Here is a 16,962-nt window from a genome sequence, read left to right on the forward strand (position 1 = left end):
TAGGTTAGCGGCCCTCGCCGACAGGAAACCCGCTATCGCCCGCTACCCAGCCGACCGCGCCCACGAACCGTACCGACCGCATCCGCGAACCACGCCCACCGACCGCATCGGCGAACCAACCGCCCGACCAGGCCCGCTCACCCTGCCGAACGAAACCAACCAAACCGACCAACCGGCCATTTCACATCCCACGCCCTGCGGCGGCACGCCCAAAAACCCGCCAAGCCACACCGCCGGCGAACAGCATGACCGACCCTGCCACCAAACGCACCGCCAAGCCCTGCCCGCCTCCGGCAACCGCCCCAGCGAAACGCATCCGCCCACCGGCCGTGCCCACGAACCCGCACCCGGTAACCGAGCCGTGCCCACGAGCCACGCCTGCCAACCGCCTCACCCACCAGTGAGACGCACCCGGAGGCCACCCCAGCGAGCCGACCCAGCGAGCCGACCCAGCGGACCGACCCAGCGAGGCGCACCCGCCGGCCGGCCCAACGAGCCTTGCCTGCCGACCGTGACAGTGAGACGCACCTGCCGTCAGCGCCCAGAGGCCGCGCCCATCGGCCGTACCAGGTGACCGTGGGCGGGGCGGTGGGGTCAGGAGTGGCCGAGTTCCTCCGAGGCGGATTCGTCGACCGAGCCCGACTCCTCCTCCATGAGGTCATACCCCAGGTCGTCGAGGATCGGGCTGGCCTGCTCCACCGGTGGCGGCAGCACCGCGGCCTCGGAGTGGGCCCCGCAGCCGTGGTCGGCGGTGACGACCTTGCCGTCGTCGGGCGCGTATTCGTTCGTGCAGACTCCGAACGACAGCCGCAACTCACCAGCGAGCAGCCAGTAGAAGCCGCAGGTGGAACATTGCGCGGGAGCGGCGTGTGCGATCGGCGTATGCGGCCCGTGCTCGCCCGCGTGCCAGCGTCTGGCAGCCCGGTCCTTGCCAATGGCCGAGAGCACACGTGCCCGGCCCAGGCCGTACTCGAAAATCGCCTGGTGGTCGGCGTCGTCGTCGATCTCGGTAAAACCCGGCGCGAGCCTGTCGTCGTCGTCCGCGGTCGGCAGTAGGTCGCCCACGCCGAGGTCACCCGGCCGCAGCCGCTCGCTCCACGGCAACCATTCGGGCGCCAGCAGCGCTCCGGAGCCGGGTAGCAGAACGGCCTCGCTGACCGTGACCTTCTTGGCGCGCGAGGCGCGGGTCACCGTGACGGCCCAGCGCCAGCCGCGATAGGCCCGGTCGAGGCAGGCGAAGTAGTGGGTGACGATCCGGTCGCCTTCGCTCTCGTAGCCGAGGTGCTCGCCGGGCTCGCCCGGCCGCGCGAGCTCCTCGGCCGCGGCGCGGGCCAGATCGACCGCGGCGACACAGGCCTGATCGGGAGCGGAGACGCGGGCCCTGGTGCGGCTCATCGGACCGCCTCCGCCGAAAGGTGCTGTTCGCTCACACTTCATTCTCACCCATCACGAGACCTCCGGGGGCCCACAACGGGGGATCCCGCACTGAGTTCTCGTACGAATCGGGTAAGACTGGTAAGCGTGGCGGGAGGCTGGGAGCGAGCGCGCGACATCTCGCGGCGGATGGCGCATGGCGCCGCCGGTGCGGGGCGTGCGACCGTGCGCGCGAGCAAGGCCACCGCGAGCGGCACGGCGCGGGCGAGCAAAGCGACCGCCAGCGGCGCCCGAAAAGTCGGCAAAGCCACGCGGCGGCTGACGAACGCCAACGGCGCCGATCGCACCGGGCTCGGCCGCCTGATCGAGCTGTCGGCCGGCAACAGCGCCACTGACGCGGCCGTCACGGTGGCGCTGGCCAGCACGGTGTTCTTCGGCGTGCCCGTGGGCGAGGCCCGCGGTTCGGTGGCCCTTTACCTGGTCATCACCATGCTGCCGTTCGCGCTGCTGGCGCCGTTCGTGGGGCCGATCCTCGACAAGTTCAGGTCGGGGCGCCGCTACGTGATGGCCGGGACGCTGTTCGGGCGAGGGCTGCTCTGCTTCGCGATGGCCGCCGCGGTGGGGCCCGGCGACCTGCCGACGCTGTTCATCGGGGCGCTGGGCGTGCTGGTGCTGTCGAAGGCGTACAACGTGTCGCGGGCGGCGATCATGCCGAGCGTGCTGCCCGCCGACATCTCGCTGGTGTCGGCGAACGCGCGGGTGGCGTTGTTCACGCTGGTCGCGGCCGGGGTGGCGGTGCCGGTCGGGGCGGGGCTGACCGCGTGGCTGGGCAGCGCGATGGTGTTGCGCGTCGCGATGGTGGCGTTCCTGCTGCTCGGCGTCGCCGCGGTACGCCTGCCGCGGCACATCGACTCGCCCGACCTGGAAGAGGAGGGCGCCCCGACCCGCTGGCGCACCCTGCTCAAGGTGGGGCCCGCGGTCGCCGAGGCCGTCTGGGCCAACGTGGCGCTGCGGATCTTCTCCGGGTTCCTGCTGTTCTTCCTGCTGTTCCTGGTGCAGGACAAGGCGGTGCCGTGGCTGGCGGCAGACCAGCCGTGGGCGCGTGACCCGTTCTTCGACATCCCGAAGACCATCGCGCTGCTCGCGGCGGCGGCCGGGCTGGGCGGCCTGCTGGGCGCCGCGGTCGCGAACTGGACGCGCAACCACGCGCCGCAGCTCATCGTGCTCGTCACGCTGGCCGTGGCCGCCGTGACCACCATCGTCACCGCGATCTTCTTCGGCCTGTGGGCGGCGCTGGCGGTCGGCCTGGTCACGGCCTTCGCTCAGGAGCTGGGCAAGCTGGCGCTCGACGCGATCGTGCAGCGGGAGATCGGCGAGGAGGTGCGCTCGTCGACGTTCGGGGTGGTCGAGGCGGTGCTGCAGCTCGCGTGGGTGTTCGGTGGCCTGTTCGGGCTGGTGCTCTCACTGTCGCAGAGCGGCGTGGCCGGGCTGGTGACGCTGGCGGTCGTCCTGACCGGCACGCTCGGCTGGCTGCTGATCGCCAGGCGCAAGCGCGTCCGCGCCACCAAGGCGAAGCTACGCCGGCAACGCGCCGAAGCGGCCGCCCACGCCGAAACGGCCAACCGCATGGAAGCCGCCGACCCTATGGAAGCCCCCGCCTACGCCGACGCCGCCGACCACAACGGAGCGGCTGAACGCAACGGAGCGGCTGAACGCAACGGAGCGGCTGACTTCAAGGGAACGGCTGATCGCAACGGAACGCCCGACCGCACCGAGGCCGCCGACCACACCGCGGCACCCGACCACACCGAGACCGTCGACTTCGCCGACCCTGCCGATCAGCGGGCCGACCAGCGGGCCGACCAGCGGGCCGATCGGCGAACCGACCACCAGGGCGAGAAGCAGCGGCGGGGCGACACCCTCGACTCGACGAAGCCCCTGACCAACCCGCACGGCTGACCGCCCCCGAAACGGCCGCCCCCGGTGGTGTTACGCGTCGAGGTCGTCCGCGACGGCCCTGAGGACCTGGGCGATCTTCTTGGCGTGCGCCGCGTCCGGATGCTTGCCACGCTGGTAAGAAGTCGAGACGTCATCGAGCAGCTTGATCAGGTCCTCGACGATGACCACCATCTCGTCCGGCTTCTTCCGCTTGGCCTTGGGCTTGACCTTGGCCAGCGTCGGCGGCTGATCCAGGATCCTGACGGACAGCGCCTGCTGGCCCCGCCGCCCCTCGGCCACGCCGAACTCGACCTTCTGGCCGGGCTTGAGCGGGGCCGCACCAGTGGGAAGCGCGGAGGAATGCACGAAGACCTCACCGCCGTCGTCGCGGGTGAGGAAGCCGAAACCCTTGTCGGCGTCGTACCACTTGACCTTGCCACTCGGCACAGGAGGACCTCGTTCAAACAGTCGAAAAGAAGGATGGATGGATGTAGGTTATGCCCCGCGCCGCGCCAGGGCGACCGGGTAAATGCGGGGCAATTATCCGGGTTCGTCATGCTCGCGCCATCCGGCGAACCACGCGGCGAATTCGGTCAGGTCGCCCAGTGCCACATCTGCTCCGTGATCACGCAGCTCTCCCACCGTGTAAGGGCCGGTCGCAACCGTCACACTGACGGCCCCACCGGCGCGGGCCGCCTCGATGTCCGCGACATGGTCACCAACATAAGCCGCCGCGCCGAAGCGCGCGAGTGCCGATCCCTTGGCGGCGCCGAAAAGCGATCCGACCACTTCGTCCACGGCGAGCCCGAGGGATTCGACGGTGCCACGGGCGTCCCGGACGTTCTTGCCGGTCACCACGATGACGCGGCCGCCGCCCCGGCGTACGACGTCGATCGCGTCGTGCGCGCCCCGCATGGCGGTGTGCACCGGAACTCCCATAGCCGGATATATCTCCCTATAGAGATCGGCAGCCGCCGCGACCTCTTCCGCGGGCAGCCAGTTCGCCAGTTCCATCTCCAGCGGCGGCCCCAGCCTGCGCACGATCGCCGCGCTGTCGAAAGGCACGCCCAATCGAACGGCCAGCTCGTCGTAAACGGCCGCGATCCCGGCTCTGGTGTCGGCCAAAGTCATGTCAAGGTCGAATCCCACTGAAGTCGTCACAGTCTGCAGGATGCCAAACAAGGCTCTACCCGCCGCAACGGGCCCTTGTTCTGGGACCGCTGGAATGGGAAGAAAGGAATTACTTATTGGAGAGGAGCGGCCGTGACCGACACCCCCCAGCCGCCGCACGCCGGAGACCGGCTCGTCGCCTCCTCCGCGCCGCCCCGCCCGCACAGGCCCGCCAGGCCGGGCGGACGCGTCGCGACCCCCTGGCAGCGCGTCGTGGGCTCCCTGGCCTACCTGGTGAAGCTGGCCTCCAGGGTGGCCGCGCTCATCGTGGTGCTCTACGCGGTCTTCACGGTGTTCAGGGCCAACCCGTTCAACGTCTGGTACCAGTTCGTCGAGTCGCTCGCCGCACCGCTCTCGCTGGGCCTGGCCAACCTGTTCCAGCTCGCCGACCCGCGCTGGACGGCCCTGGTCAACCATGGGCTCGCCGCCGTCGTCTGGCTGATCGCGGGCTCCGCTCTGGCGAGCCTGATCCGACGCGCCGCTCCGTAACTACTACTCTCCTTACGGAGGTATCAGGATAGATATGACCAGATCGACGCGTGAGCGGATCATCGATGAGGCCCTGCGGCTGTTCGCCGAGCGGGGCTACTCCGCCACGTCCGTGGCCGAGATCGAGGCCGCGTCAGGGCTCTCTCCCGGCGCGGGAGGGCTCTACAGGCACTTCAAGTCCAAGTACGAGGTGCTCGCCGCGGCGATCAACGAGCACGCCGCCCGTACCAGGAGCCAGGTGGCCGACAGCCTGGCCGAGCTGAGCGGCATGGAAGCCTCGGTGGCCCTGGAGGAACGCCTGTCGCACGTCTGCCGGGCCGGGCTGGCCAAGGTGCGCGAGGAGTCCGAGCTGACCCGGGTCTTCTTCCGCGACCTGAGCCAGTTCCCCGAACTCGTCTGCGTCGTACGGGACGGTCTGCTGCAGCCCATGTTCGACGCGATCGTCGTCTGGTTCCAGGCGCAGCCCGAATACCGCGACGCCAAGCTCGACTGGGCCGGCATCGCGACCGTGCTCGGCGGCTCGGTGGTGCACTATCGGCTGTTCCAGGAGACGGTGGGCGAGTTGCCGGGACACGCGGAGAAGGACCAGTTCGTCGCCGCCTGGGTACGCCTCGCGGTCGGCCTGCTTCCCAGCCCCGCCCCGGTCAGTTGAAGTCGAGCAACCGGTAGGCCAGCCACACCACGCCCAGCCCCGTACCGATCATGAACATCGTGCCGCTGACGTCGAAGAACTGCGTGATGAACGCCTGCAGCCCGGCCTCGGTCCCCACCCGCAGGCCGCCGATGAGCACCCCGCCCACCGAGTAGGCCAGCAGCGGCGCGCCGATCCCGATGATCTTGTCGCGCACGGTCCAGGTGTCGCTGAACAGCACCAGCGCGGCCCCTGCCGCCCACACCACCACCGGAACCTGGAAGATCGCCAGCGGCGGCAGATCGAACGGCACCAGCAGCGCCGCCACCACCAGAATCACCATCGCGGCCGTGTCGCGCGGATGTTCCTTGATGAGCGTCCTGGCGTCCCGGCCGCCGGTGGCCATCGGGTTGGCGCTGAACATGGCCGCCCTGCGCAGCCCCGCGAACGGCAGCCCCCGGCCCTCCTGCCGGCGGCTGACCCGCTCCTGGGCGATTCGCCGGTACGCCCGCACGCCGGGCGGCGCGCCGTGGTCGTCGACGATGGCGGGGAAGCTGAGCGTGGAGCCGGTGCCGCGCGGAGCCACCTCCGGCGGCGCGCCGGCCGCCTCGCGCCTGGTCGCCACCCCTGCCTCGGCCAGCCGGCGCACCTCGCGCTCGACCAGGGCGGCCGGATCGCCGAACCGGGCCAGCACCTTCGCCACCTCGCGGGCGTTCTGGCTGCCGTGCCGCTCGGCCTCGATCCTGGCCCGCAGCCGCTTGGCGAAGTCGAGCCGCTGGTCGGCCCTGAGCACGCCGTGGGCGGCGTCGGCCGCCTTGCTGACGTAGTTCAGGACGAGCTGGTCCGCGCGCTCTATCACGCCTAGCAATGCTGCCCCAATCAGGGGGGACATACCATGGCAACGATGGAGTTCACGGAGTGGATCAGGGGGCGCACCGACGGCCAGCTTCGGGCGCTCGTCTCCGCGCGGCCCGAGTTGATCACTCCGGTGCCCGCGCATCTGGAGGGCCTCGCCGCACGGGCGGGCAGCCCCTCGGCGATCGGCAGGGTGCTCGACCGGCTCGACCGGTTCACGCTGGCCGTCGTGGAGACGCTGGCGGCCCAGGACGGCCCTTTGTCGAAGGACGCGCTGCGCGACCTCATCGGCGCCGCCCTCGACGACTCATCGGCCCCTGAGCCCGCGCTGAAGGCCGCGCTCGGCAGACTGTACGAACTCGCGCTGGTCTACGGCCCCGACGAGGCGCTCGAACTGGGCCCTGGCGTGCGCAAACTGCTCGACGACCCGGCCGGGCTCGGCCCGCGGGCCCTGGACGCGTTCCGGCACCACGCTCCCGAGCAGTTGGAGGAGATGGCCGACGACATCGCCCCGGGCACCGAGGGCTCCGGCAAGGAGCGCCTGGCGGCCGCCCTGTCCGCGCCGGCCGCGCTCATCGAGTCCGTCTCCCCGGAGGCCAAGAACGCCCTCGACCAGCTCGTCTGGGGCCCGCCGACCGGCCGCGTGCCCAATGCCAGGCGCGAGGTGCGCGTCGGCTCCGCTCGCTCGCCCATCGAGGAGCTGCTGGCGCGCGGCCTGCTGGCGGCCACCGGCGAGGAGAGCGTGACGCTGCCCCGCGAGGTCGGCCTCCACCTGCGCGGCGGCCGGGTACACCGGGGCCTGCTGGCCGTGCCCCCGCCACTCGAAGGCGCCGCCCGCGACCGCAAGCTGGCCGACCGTACGGCGGCCGGGCAGGCGTTCTCGTTCGTCAGGTCCGTCGAGGAGCTGTGCGAGCGGTGGAGCATCGAGCCGCCCGGCGTCCTGCGTACCGGCGGGCTGGGCGTTCGTGACCTGAAGCGCACGGCGGGCGAGCTGGACCTGCCCGAGTGGGTGGCGGCGCTGGTCATCGAGGTGGCGCACGCGGCCGGGCTGATCGCGGCCGGTGGCGGCGTGGACGGCGAGTGGCTGCCGACCTCGGGCTACGACCTGTGGCGGGTCAGGGCGACCGAAGACCGGTGGGTGGCGCTGGCGGCCATGTGGCTGCAGATGGACCGGGTGCCCGGCCTCGTCGGCGACCGGGACGAACGCGACAGACCACTCAACGCCCTGCACACCGACCTGCGCAGGTCCGCCGCGCCGGCGGTCAGGGCGGCCACGCTCGGCGTGCTCGCCGCGGCGCCGGGGCTGGCGCCCAGCCGCGACTCCGTGCTCGAACGGCTGGCGTGGGAGCAGCCGCGCCGCCGGGGGCCGCTGCGCGAGCAGCTCACCGAGTTCGCGCTGCGGGAGGCCGAGCAGATCGGCGTGACCGGGCTCGGCGCGCTGTCCGGGCACGGGCGCGCGCTCGTCGAGGGCGGCGACGCGGCCAAGGTGCTGGCGCCGCTGCTGCCCGAACCCGTCGATCACGTGCTGCTGCAGGCCGACCTCACCGCCGTCGCGCCCGGGCCGCTCACCAGCGAGCTGAACCGCTGGATGACGCTCACCGCCGACGTCGAGTCGAAGGGCGGGGCCACGGTCTACCGGTTCAGCGAGACCTCGGTCCGGCGGGCGCTCGACGCGGGGCACGGTGGCGAGGAGCTGGTGTCGATGCTGGCCCGCCACTCGGCGACGCCGGTGCCGCAGGCGCTGTCCTACCTGGTGACCGATGTGGCCAGGCGGCACGGGCGGATCCGGGTGGGCACCGCGAGCGCGTACATCCGGTGTGACGATCCCGCGCTGCTCGACCAGATCACCGCCGACCGCCGCTCCGCCGCGCTGCGGCTGCGGCGGCTGGCCCCGACCGTCATCGCCTCCCGCTCGTCCAGGGCGGCGCTGGTCGACTCGCTGCGGGCCATGGGGTACGCGCCCGTCGCCGAATCGCTCGACGGCGACGTCATCGTCTCCCAGCTCGAGAGCCGCCGCACCGAGGGGCTGGCCCCGGCCCGTGTGGTGGCGTCGGCCAACGGCCTGGACCCCGAGGTCGCGACGGCGGCCGTGCGGGCGCTGCGGGCCGGCGACGCGGCTCACCTGGCGCGCCGCGAGCCCGTCGACGCCCCTGGCGGGCAGGTGCCGCGCGGGCCCGCCACGGCCACGATCTCGGCCCTGCAGGAGGCCATCAAGCAGGGCGTACGCGTGTGGATCGGCTATCTCGACTCGCAGGGCAACGCGACCTCACGCATCCTGGAGCCGGCCCGCATGGAGGGCGGCTACCTGACCGCCTACGACGAGACGAGAGCGGCCGTGCACCGCTTCGCCCTCCACCGCATCACGGGCGTGGCCGGCCTCTGAGCGTCACGCGTCTCTGAGCAGCAGCGTCAGCGATTGCTCCGCCACCGCCGCCGCGGGCCCGCCGTCGGCGGCGAGCCGGCGCAGGTGCCGCTCGGCGTCGGCCGGGTAGCGGACGGACAGGCCGCCGCTCAGCGCCGCCGCCGCGGCCGTGGCCGTGCCGGGGTCCGCGGCCCAGCCGAGCGCGAGCCCGAGGGCCTCGGAGGCGAGGACGTCGTCGGCGCTCATGTACGACAGCACGTTGGCCGCCGCCACCCGCTCCGCAGCGCTCCCCCGCGCCCAGACGTCCAGGAACTCCTGCCTGACCTCCTTGAGCGAGTGCCCGGCCAGCGCCGCCACGCCTTCGGCGGCCCGCACCTGGACCTCGCTCCCCTGCCCGGGCAGCGACCTGACCCATTCGCGCAGCGGCTGCCACAACGAGAACCCGTACCTGCCGACCAGCTCGGCCAGCACCTCACCGCGATGACGCGGCACGCGGAAGCCGGCGACCCCGTCGGCGACGGCGATCAGCGGTCCGCCTGGCGGCCGCCGCCCGATCTCGTGGGCGAGCCGCTCCAGCCGGCCGAGCTGCGCGTCGAACGCGGCCTCGCCCAGCCGGTCCGTGAACGCCAGCGCCGCCACGGCCAGCACCTCGCCCATGGGCGGCTTGGTGTCGAACCAGGCGGCGACCTCCTCGCCCGCCGGCTCGCCGTCGCGCGTCAGCCGCGTGGCCAGGCGCACGACCTCGGCGGGCGTCGCCAGCCCCAGCACCAGCTCTCTGGCCCGGGCCGGCTCCTCGGAGCCCAGCCCCGCGCGCCGGCCGAACGCGCTCAGGCACAGGTCGAACAGCCCGCCCGGGTCGGGCGCGGCCCACGCCTGCTCCACCTCGACCGCCTGCGAGGGCGTGCCGTTCCTGCTGATGACCAGGTACGAGCCCAGCTCCGCCAGCTTGCGGGCCAGGTTGACCAGCTCGGTCCTGTCGGTGCTGGCCGTGATCCAGTCGTGCAGCAGGTAGGCCCGGCCCGGCTCGTATTCGGTCCTGACGAGCAGTTCGTGCGCGGTGGCGGCCGGGGACAGCACGGTGATCGCGTCACCGTCCGACAGCGACATGCGCGACAGGAGAGCGATGGCCCCCAAGCGCTTGCCCATCTCCTCCTCGCCGACGAGGACGAGCAGGTGGCGCGCGGACAGCCGGCGCACCGCCTCGGAGAAGCAGGCCGGCTCCAGGTATGAGCGCAGCAGCCCGTCGGCCTCCCGCCGGTTGAGGTCGCGGGTGGCCGGACCGGCCACCGCCCTCACGTGTTCTCTGACGGCTATGAGGCTCCCGGTGAGCGTTATGTTGTCGAGGTCGATCTCGCCCGGTTCAGGCGTTTCGGTCACGAAGTCACCTCGGGATTAACTGGAAAGTTTTCTACAGGAAATATTCTTGGCCAACGAGATTCTTCGTTTTTATGCGAGAAGTCGCAGAGCGTCACCAAGCCACTCCGACCTGGCACTTTGCCGATGTGACATGTCGATCAGCCCTCCACGGCTCGTGCCGGGCCCGTGCGGCCCTTCAGATCTCCCACCATTACACGATCTAGGCCAACTGGAAAACTCGAATGAACATAGAGGGAGATTTATGGCTATTTACGGGCTACAAGAGCACCGTCCACAATGACTAGTCAAGATCAGATCGGCGGGCTGACGGGCTTGACTGAGCGTCCCGCCTCGCATCAGGTTGGGTCCTGTGACCGAGCAGACGCTGGGCCGGCTGGCCGAGGAGTCGTGGACCCGCTTCGACGACCACGACTCGATGTTCTACGAGGACGTCTGGCACCGCAGCCACGCGCTCGCCGAGCGGGCGCGCAGGATGTGCGGCGGGTTCGCCGAGGCCGGCATCCGGCCCGGCGACCGCGTGGTCGTGATGATGGCGAACTCGCCCGAGGTGCCGCTGATCTACCAGGCGCTGTGGGCGGCGGGCGCGGTGGTGACGCCGGTGGTGTTCCTGGTGGCGCCTGACGAGCTGCGCCACATCCTGCGCGACAGCGAGGCGACCGCGATCGTGACCTCGCCCGAGCTGGTCGAGAACGTACGGGCCGCCGACGTCAAGATCCCGATATATGTGGACACGGGCGAGCTTGAGCGGGCCGACGAGCGCGGCGCGGTGGCACGCGACCCCGGCGACCTCGCCGCCCTCATGTACACCGGCGGCACCACCGGCAAGGCCAAGGGCGTCATGCTGAGCCATCACGGCCTCTGGCACGTGGCCAAGGACGTGTTCGAGATGTCCCACCAGGAGGGGAAGAACCGGGCGCTGCTCCCCGTACCGCTGTCGCACGCGTACGGACTGATCGTCACGGTCGCCTCGCTGCACGCGACCGAGCCGCAGCAGGCGGTGCTGATGCGCTGGTTCGAGCCGAAGGCGTTCCTGAGGCTGGCCGCCGAGCAGCGCGTCCAGTACGGCACCGTCGTGCCCACCATGCTCCAGCTCCTGCTCGCCGAGCCGCTCGAAGAGCACCCGCTGCCCGACCTGGCCTTCCTCACCTGCGGCGCGGCCCCGCTGGGCAGAGACGTGCTGGAGGAGTTCGAGCGCAGGATGCCGGGCACGCAGATCCTCGAAGGCTACGGCCTGACCGAGACCAGCGTCGTCACCACCTTCAACCCGCCGGGCCGGCGCAAGGCCGGCAGCGTGGGACTGCCGCTGGGCGGCTACTCGATCACCGTTCGCGACAACGAGGGCGAGGCGATGGAGATCGGGGACGTCGGCGAGATCTGCGTGTCGGGCGACTCGCTGATGCTCGGCTACTGGGGCGAGCAGGAGGCCGACCCCGAGGGCACCGCGCTGGTCGGCAAGGAGCTGCGCACCGGCGACATCGGGTGCGTGGACGACGACGGCTACCTCTACATCGTCGACAGGAAGAAGGACCTGATCATCAGGGGCGGCTTCAACGTGTTCCCGCGCGACGTCGAGGACGCGCTCAACCGGCACCCCGAGGTCGTGCTGTCGGGCGTCGTGGGCCGGCCCGAGCCCAGAGTCGGGGAGGAGGTCGTGGCGTTCGTCCAGCTCAAGGAGGGGGCGGCGGTCACGGCCGAGGAGCTGATCGAGTGGGCCCGCGACCGGGTCGGGCGGGTGAAATATCCGCGGGAGGTGCGTTTCGTCGATTCCGTCCCCGTGACGAGTGTGCTCAAGCTCGACCGCAAGGCCCTGCGGACGATGCTGGACTGAGGCCCTCGTGGATCTAGGGTGATGTCGTACACCCGGTCAGGCGCATGTCATTTCCGTGATAAGTGTTGACGTGTCTGGAGGTGAACATGAGTCAGGAAGATCCGTCGGGCTATCCGTACCAGCCTTATGGCGCCCCCTACGGGCAGCAGCCGCCCCCGCAATATGGCTACGGCTACGGCGCTCCGCCACCTCCGCGTGACGAGGGTCCCACGGCGAACGCCATCGTCTCACTCGTGCTCAACCTTCTCGCCCTCGTCTCCTGCTGCAACATCCTGGGCCTGCCCGGCGCGATCCTCGCGGGTCTGGCGCTGAGCAAGGCGCGCACGGAGCCGCGGAGCGCCCGCTCGATGGTGATGTGGAGCTGGGTCCTGTTCGGGCTGGGCTTCGTGCTGACCATCGGCATCTTCCTGTTCCTGGGGCTCAACGGCTACCTCGACGACTGATCCGGACTATTCCTTGCCCGCTCGTTGTTGGAGAGTCGGAGCGGGGGAGCCGGGATCAGGAGACGATGGTCCTGTTGCGCAAGGCCCCCGTCCGGAACCCCACGGAGATAGCCAGTGAGCGATGGACCGCTGATCGTCCAGTCGGACAAGACACTGCTGCTCGAGGTCGACCACGAGCGGGCCGACGCATGCCGTAAGGCCATCGCGCCCTTCGCCGAGCTCGAACGCGCTCCAGAACACGTTCACACCTACCGTGTCACCCCGCTCGCGCTGTGGAACGCCCGCGCCGCGGGCCACGACGCCGAGCAGGTCATCGACGCGCTGATCGGCTTCAGCCGCTATCCGGTGCCACACGCGCTGCTCGTGGACATCGCCGAGACCATGGCCCGCTACGGCCGGCTGCGGCTGGAGAAAGACCCGGCCAACGGCCTGGTCCTGACCTCCACCGACCGCGCCGTGCTGGAAGAGGTGCTGCGCTCCAAGAAGATCCAGCCGATGCTGGGCGAGCGGCTCGGCCCCGACTCCGTCGTCGTGCACCCGAGCGACCGGGGCAACGTCAAGCAGGCCCTGCTCAAGCTGGGCTGGCCGGCCGAAGACCTCGCCGGCTACGTCGACGGCGAGCACCACCGCATCGAGCTGCTGCAGGACGGCTGGTCGCTGCGGCCCTACCAGCAGGAGGCGGCCGACGCCTTCTGGCACGGCGGCTCCGGCGTGGTCGTGCTCCCCTGTGGCGCGGGCAAGACGATCGTCGGCGCGGCGGCCATGGCCCACGCCCAGGCCACCACGCTCATCCTGGTCACGAACACGGTCTCGGCGCACCAGTGGAAGACCGAGCTGCTCAAGCGCACGTCACTGACCGAAGACGAGATCGGCGAATACTCCGGCTCGAAGAAGGAGATCCGCCCGGTCACCATCGCCACCTACCAGGTGATGACCACCAGGCGCAAAGGCGTCTACAGCCATCTGGAGCTGTTCGACGCCCGCGACTGGGGCCTGGTCGTCTACGACGAGGTGCACCTGCTGCCCGCGCCGATCTTCCGGATGACCGCCGACCTGCAGGCCCGCCGGCGGGTCGGGCTGACCGCGACGCTGGTGCGCGAGGACGGGCGCGAGGGCGACGTGTTCTCGCTCATCGGCCCGAAGCGCTACGACGCGCCCTGGAAGGAGATGGAGAACCAGGGCTGGATCGCGCCGGCCGACTGTGTCGAGGTGCGCGTGACGCTGACGGACGAGGAGCGGCTGGCGTACGCGATGGCCGAGTCGGAGGAGCGCTACCGCTTCTGCGCCACCACGCCGTCCAAGACCCACGTGACCGAGGCGCTGGTCCGCCGGCATCTGGGCGAGCAGGTGCTGGTCATCGGTCAATACATCGACCAGCTCGACGAGCTGGGCGAGCACCTCAACGCGCCGGTCATCAAGGGCGAGACCAGGGTCAAGGAGCGTGAGCGCCTCTACCAGGCCTTCCGCGACAAGGAGATCCAGGTCCTGGTGGTGTCGAAGGTGGCCAACTTCTCCATCGACCTGCCGGAGGCGGCGATCGCCATCCAGGTGTCGGGGACGTTCGGCTCACGTCAGGAGGAGGCCCAGCGGCTCGGGCGGGTGCTGCGGCCCAAGGCCGACGGCGGGGGCGCCCGGTTCTACACGGTGGTCAGCAGGGACACGGTGGACCAGGAGTTCGCGGCGCACCGGCAGCGGTTCCTGGCCGAGCAGGGCTACGCCTACCAGATCATCGACGCCGACGACGTGCACGGTGGCGTGTAACGGGTTGTAATGCCCGGCCGCTCGCCCGAGCGGCCAGGCATTCAGCGTGCTGTCACGTCCACGAGACTCCGCGGGCCGAAGACATTCGAACCACCCCCCTCACCTGCGTACTATCACGCCGCCTGCGACATACCCTCATGATCCGGCAAACCCACCTGATATGCCCGATTTTTTCGCTATTCCCAGGTTTGTTACCCGAGTGCGGTTCTGCCAGGCTCGTTACGGGTCACCGCACCAGCATGCCGCCGAGGAAGAGCACGCCCTCGGCGACGATCCAGAACACCACGCCGGCACCCATGAGCTGCGCGAACGTCCGCGGGTCGTGTCTGGACCAGGGCAGCAGCCAGGCGGCGGCGGTGCAGCAGGCGGCGAGCGCGGCGAAGAGCCCCGACACCGTGGAGACCGTGCCGAGGCGTTGCGAGCAGGTCGACGTGGACTCGCCGCCGGAGCAGAACGCCTCCAGCCCCCACCCCGCGAACACCGACAATCCCCACAGCGCCGCGAGCAGAAAGCTGGCGATGGTGGGGATGATCGGCGAGAAACGGAGCTGCACCCGCGCCACCTTCTCTCCCTACCCCGCCCGCCGGAGGTAAATACTTTGGAAGGCCGCGTGAGTCGCTACTAAACTGGTCGATTCGCTGCCTTGACCACCTCCGTAATCGACCAGGGAGGCACTTCCGCATGCCCGCACATCAACTGGCCCCCGACATACCCGACGACCGACCGACCGACGTCCTCGCCGCCGAGCAGGCCCACCTGGCGGAGTCGAGGGCCGCGCTCAAGGCCATGAGGGTCCACGCCCAGTCTCTGTCCGCGGACGCGGCGGGCGACTGGGTGTCGCAGCAGATTCTCCAGTCGCTGCTCGACAAGCGGGTGGCCGCGCTGGCCGACCACCCGGACACGCCGCTGTTCTTCGGGCGCCTCGACCGCGCCTCCGGCGATGACCTGCCCGGCACGATCTACGTCGGCCGCCGCCACGTGCACGACGGCCACAGCAAGCCGCTGGTCATCGACTGGCGGGCGCCGGTGTCGCAGGCGTTCTACCAGGCCAGTCCGGCCGATCCGATGAACATCGTACGGCGGCGCCGCTTCGGCTACCACGGCGGCGCGCTCACCGCGTTCGAGGACGAGCCGCTCGGCGAGGGCGGCGAGATCGGCCCGTCGAAGATCCTCACCGACGAGATCGAGCGCCCGCGCACCGGCCCCATGCGCGACATCGTCGCCACCATCCAGCCCGACCAGGACGACATCGTGCGATCGACGCTGGCCCAGACGGTCTGCGTGCAGGGCGCGCCCGGCACCGGGAAGACGGCCGTCGGCCTGCACCGGGCCGCCTATCTGCTGTTCACCCACCGCGAGCGGCTGGCCAGGTCGGGCGTCATGATCGTCGGCCCCAACCGGGCCTTCCTGTCCTACATCTCCTCGGTGCTGCCCGCGCTCGGCGAGGTCAAGGTCGACCAGACCACGGTGGCGGGCCTGCTCGGCGAACACGCCACCAGCGAGGACCCGCTCGTCTCGGCGCTGAAGGGCGACGCCAGGATGGCGGCGGTGCTCGAACGCGCGCTCTGGCTGCACATCGTCAAGCCGGAAGAGGGCGTGGTGTACACGAAGGGCGCCTACCGCTTCCGGGTCGCCGACTACGAAGTGCGCGAGGTCGTGGCCTCCCTGCGCGGCACCACCCGGTACAACCCGGGCCGCGCGGCGATGGCGCAGCGGCTGGCCCACCTGGTGCTGGTCAGGATGGAGCAGCGCGGCGATTCGCCCGACGACCGGGTGCAGGACGCGGTGGCCAGGTCGAAGCCGGTCAAGCAGATCGTGGACGCGGTCTGGCCGAAACTCACCCCCGAGCAGGTCCTTTTCAAGCTCCTTTCCAACCCAGAATTCCTGGCAAAAGCCTCTAAATCCGATTTGTCGCCAGAAGAGCAAGGAAAGCTGATCTGGCCGAAGCCGTACCGTGGCTGGAAGTCCGCGAAATGGTCCGCCGCGGACGCCGCGCTCCTCGACGAGCTGCGTGACCTGATGGAACGCACGCCGTCACTGGGCCACCTCGTGGTCGACGAGGCGCAGGACCTGTCCGAGATGCAGCTCAGGGCGCTCGGCCGCCGCTGCCGCAACGGCTCGGCCACCGTGCTCGGCGACCTCGCCCAGGGCACCACGCCGTGGTCCACCAGCTCGTGGGAGTCGGTGCTCGAACACCTGGGCCAGCGCGAGGGCGAGGTCACGGAGCTGACGCTCGGCTTCCGCGTGCCGCGCGAAGTCCTCGACTACGCGGCCCGCCTGCTCCCGTCGATCGCCCCCGGTCTGGCCGCCCCGCGGTCGCTGCGCCCTGGTCTCGGCTCGCTCACGGTACGCCAGGGCGGCACGATCGCTCAGGCCGCCGAGGAGGCCCTGGCCAAGGAGGGCTCCATCGGCGTCATCGTCCCCGACGCGCTGGTCCCCGAGGCCTCGAAGGCGCTGGCCGGCCTCCCCCACGCCGTCCTCGACCCCGACGCGGCCGAGGAGCACCGCCTCCTCATCGTCCCCGCCACGCTGGCCAAGGGCCTCGAATACGACCACGTCATCGTCGTGGAGCCCGCCGACATCGTCGAGGCCGAACCCCGCGGCCTGGCCCGGCTGTACGTCGTCCTGACCCGGGCGGTCACCTCCCTGACGGTCCTGCACGACAAGGCGCTGCCGGCCCAGCTGGCGGTGTGAGAGGCGCGGGCACGGCCGCTTCTAGGATGGCTGGGCAAGC

Annotated in this window: 14 protein-coding genes; 8 read left to right on the forward strand and 6 right to left on the reverse strand. The window is 70.8% G+C overall.

Annotated features, from left to right (window positions below):
- Nucleotides 1–594 precede the first annotated feature (594 nt).
- Nucleotides 595–1,395, reverse strand: a complete 801-nt coding sequence (locus tag C4V41_RS48200) for a DUF3027 domain-containing protein (RefSeq protein ID WP_103962779.1) — start codon at nucleotides 1,393–1,395, stop codon at nucleotides 595–597.
- Between the two features lie 126 nt (nucleotides 1,396–1,521).
- Here C4V41_RS48200 and C4V41_RS48205 point away from each other — a divergent pair, with 126 nt between their 5' ends.
- A complete protein-coding gene (locus tag C4V41_RS48205) occupies nucleotides 1,522–3,333 on the forward strand; it encodes an MFS transporter (RefSeq protein ID WP_200824750.1) in 1,812 nt (603 codons plus the stop codon).
- Nucleotides 3,334–3,363: 30 nt separating this feature from the next.
- Here the strand turns inward: C4V41_RS48205 and C4V41_RS48210 are convergent, their stop codons facing one another.
- Nucleotides 3,364–3,759 (reverse strand): cold-shock protein, encoded by a 396-nt coding sequence (locus tag C4V41_RS48210; RefSeq protein ID WP_103962780.1) that lies wholly within the window; start codon nucleotides 3,757–3,759, stop codon nucleotides 3,364–3,366.
- A 93-nt stretch (nucleotides 3,760–3,852) separates the two neighbouring features.
- Complete coding sequence (locus C4V41_RS48215) at nucleotides 3,853–4,473, reverse strand: HAD family hydrolase (RefSeq protein WP_103962832.1); 621 nt, start codon at nucleotides 4,471–4,473, stop codon at nucleotides 3,853–3,855.
- Nucleotides 4,474–4,575: 102 nt separating this feature from the next.
- Between C4V41_RS48215 and C4V41_RS48220 the strand changes: the two genes are divergently transcribed.
- Both C4V41_RS48220 and C4V41_RS48225 read left to right on the forward strand, forming a co-directional pair.
- Nucleotides 4,576–4,971 (forward strand): hypothetical protein, encoded by a 396-nt coding sequence (locus C4V41_RS48220; protein ID WP_103962781.1) that lies wholly within the window; start codon nucleotides 4,576–4,578, stop codon nucleotides 4,969–4,971.
- Nucleotides 4,972–5,005: 34 nt separating this feature from the next.
- The gene (locus C4V41_RS48225) at nucleotides 5,006–5,623 is read left to right on the forward strand and encodes a TetR/AcrR family transcriptional regulator (protein WP_103962782.1); all 618 of its coding nucleotides are present in this window, start codon (nucleotides 5,006–5,008) and stop codon (nucleotides 5,621–5,623) included.
- Here C4V41_RS48225 and C4V41_RS48230 read toward each other — a convergent pair.
- Nucleotides 5,616–6,461 (reverse strand): hypothetical protein, encoded by an 846-nt coding sequence (locus tag C4V41_RS48230; RefSeq protein ID WP_103962783.1) that lies wholly within the window; start codon nucleotides 6,459–6,461, stop codon nucleotides 5,616–5,618. The genes C4V41_RS48225 and C4V41_RS48230 overlap by 8 nt on opposite strands.
- 45 nt (nucleotides 6,462–6,506) lie before the next feature.
- Here C4V41_RS48230 and C4V41_RS48235 point away from each other — a divergent pair, with 45 nt between their 5' ends.
- A complete protein-coding gene (locus tag C4V41_RS48235; protein ID WP_103962784.1) occupies nucleotides 6,507–8,840 on the forward strand; it encodes a helicase-associated domain-containing protein in 2,334 nt (777 codons plus the stop codon).
- 3 nt (nucleotides 8,841–8,843) lie between these two features.
- Here C4V41_RS48235 and C4V41_RS48240 read toward each other — a convergent pair whose 3' ends face one another.
- On the reverse strand, nucleotides 8,844–10,196 hold the full coding sequence (locus C4V41_RS48240) for a hypothetical protein (RefSeq protein ID WP_103962785.1): 1,353 nt from the start codon (nucleotides 10,194–10,196) through the stop codon (nucleotides 8,844–8,846).
- Nucleotides 10,197–10,545: 349 nt separating this feature from the next.
- On the opposite strand from C4V41_RS48240, the gene C4V41_RS48245 reads away from it, so the two are divergent.
- From C4V41_RS48245 to C4V41_RS48255, 3 genes are all read left to right on the forward strand, one after another.
- Entirely contained in the window at nucleotides 10,546–12,024 is a 1,479-nt protein-coding gene (locus C4V41_RS48245) for a class I adenylate-forming enzyme family protein (RefSeq protein ID WP_235030851.1), read from the forward strand.
- An 86-nt stretch (nucleotides 12,025–12,110) separates the two neighbouring features.
- A complete protein-coding gene (locus tag C4V41_RS48250) occupies nucleotides 12,111–12,467 on the forward strand; it encodes a hypothetical protein (RefSeq protein ID WP_103962786.1) in 357 nt (118 codons plus the stop codon).
- A 114-nt stretch (nucleotides 12,468–12,581) separates the two neighbouring features.
- On the forward strand, nucleotides 12,582–14,228 hold the full coding sequence (locus tag C4V41_RS48255) for a DNA repair helicase XPB (protein ID WP_103962787.1): 1,647 nt from the start codon (nucleotides 12,582–12,584) through the stop codon (nucleotides 14,226–14,228).
- Nucleotides 14,229–14,454: 226 nt separating this feature from the next.
- On the opposite strand, the gene C4V41_RS48260 is transcribed toward C4V41_RS48255, so the two are convergent.
- On the reverse strand, nucleotides 14,455–14,781 hold the full coding sequence (locus C4V41_RS48260; protein ID WP_146104057.1) for a hypothetical protein: 327 nt from the start codon (nucleotides 14,779–14,781) through the stop codon (nucleotides 14,455–14,457).
- A 128-nt stretch (nucleotides 14,782–14,909) separates the two neighbouring features.
- Between C4V41_RS48260 and C4V41_RS48265 the strand changes: the two genes are divergently transcribed.
- The gene (locus C4V41_RS48265) at nucleotides 14,910–16,922 is read left to right on the forward strand and encodes a HelD family protein (protein WP_103962789.1); all 2,013 of its coding nucleotides are present in this window, start codon (nucleotides 14,910–14,912) and stop codon (nucleotides 16,920–16,922) included.
- Nucleotides 16,923–16,962: the final 40 nt, after the last annotated feature.

Source organism: Nonomuraea solani, from assembly GCF_900108335.1.
GTDB classification, from domain to species: Bacteria; Actinomycetota; Actinomycetes; order Streptosporangiales; family Streptosporangiaceae; genus Nonomuraea; species Nonomuraea solani.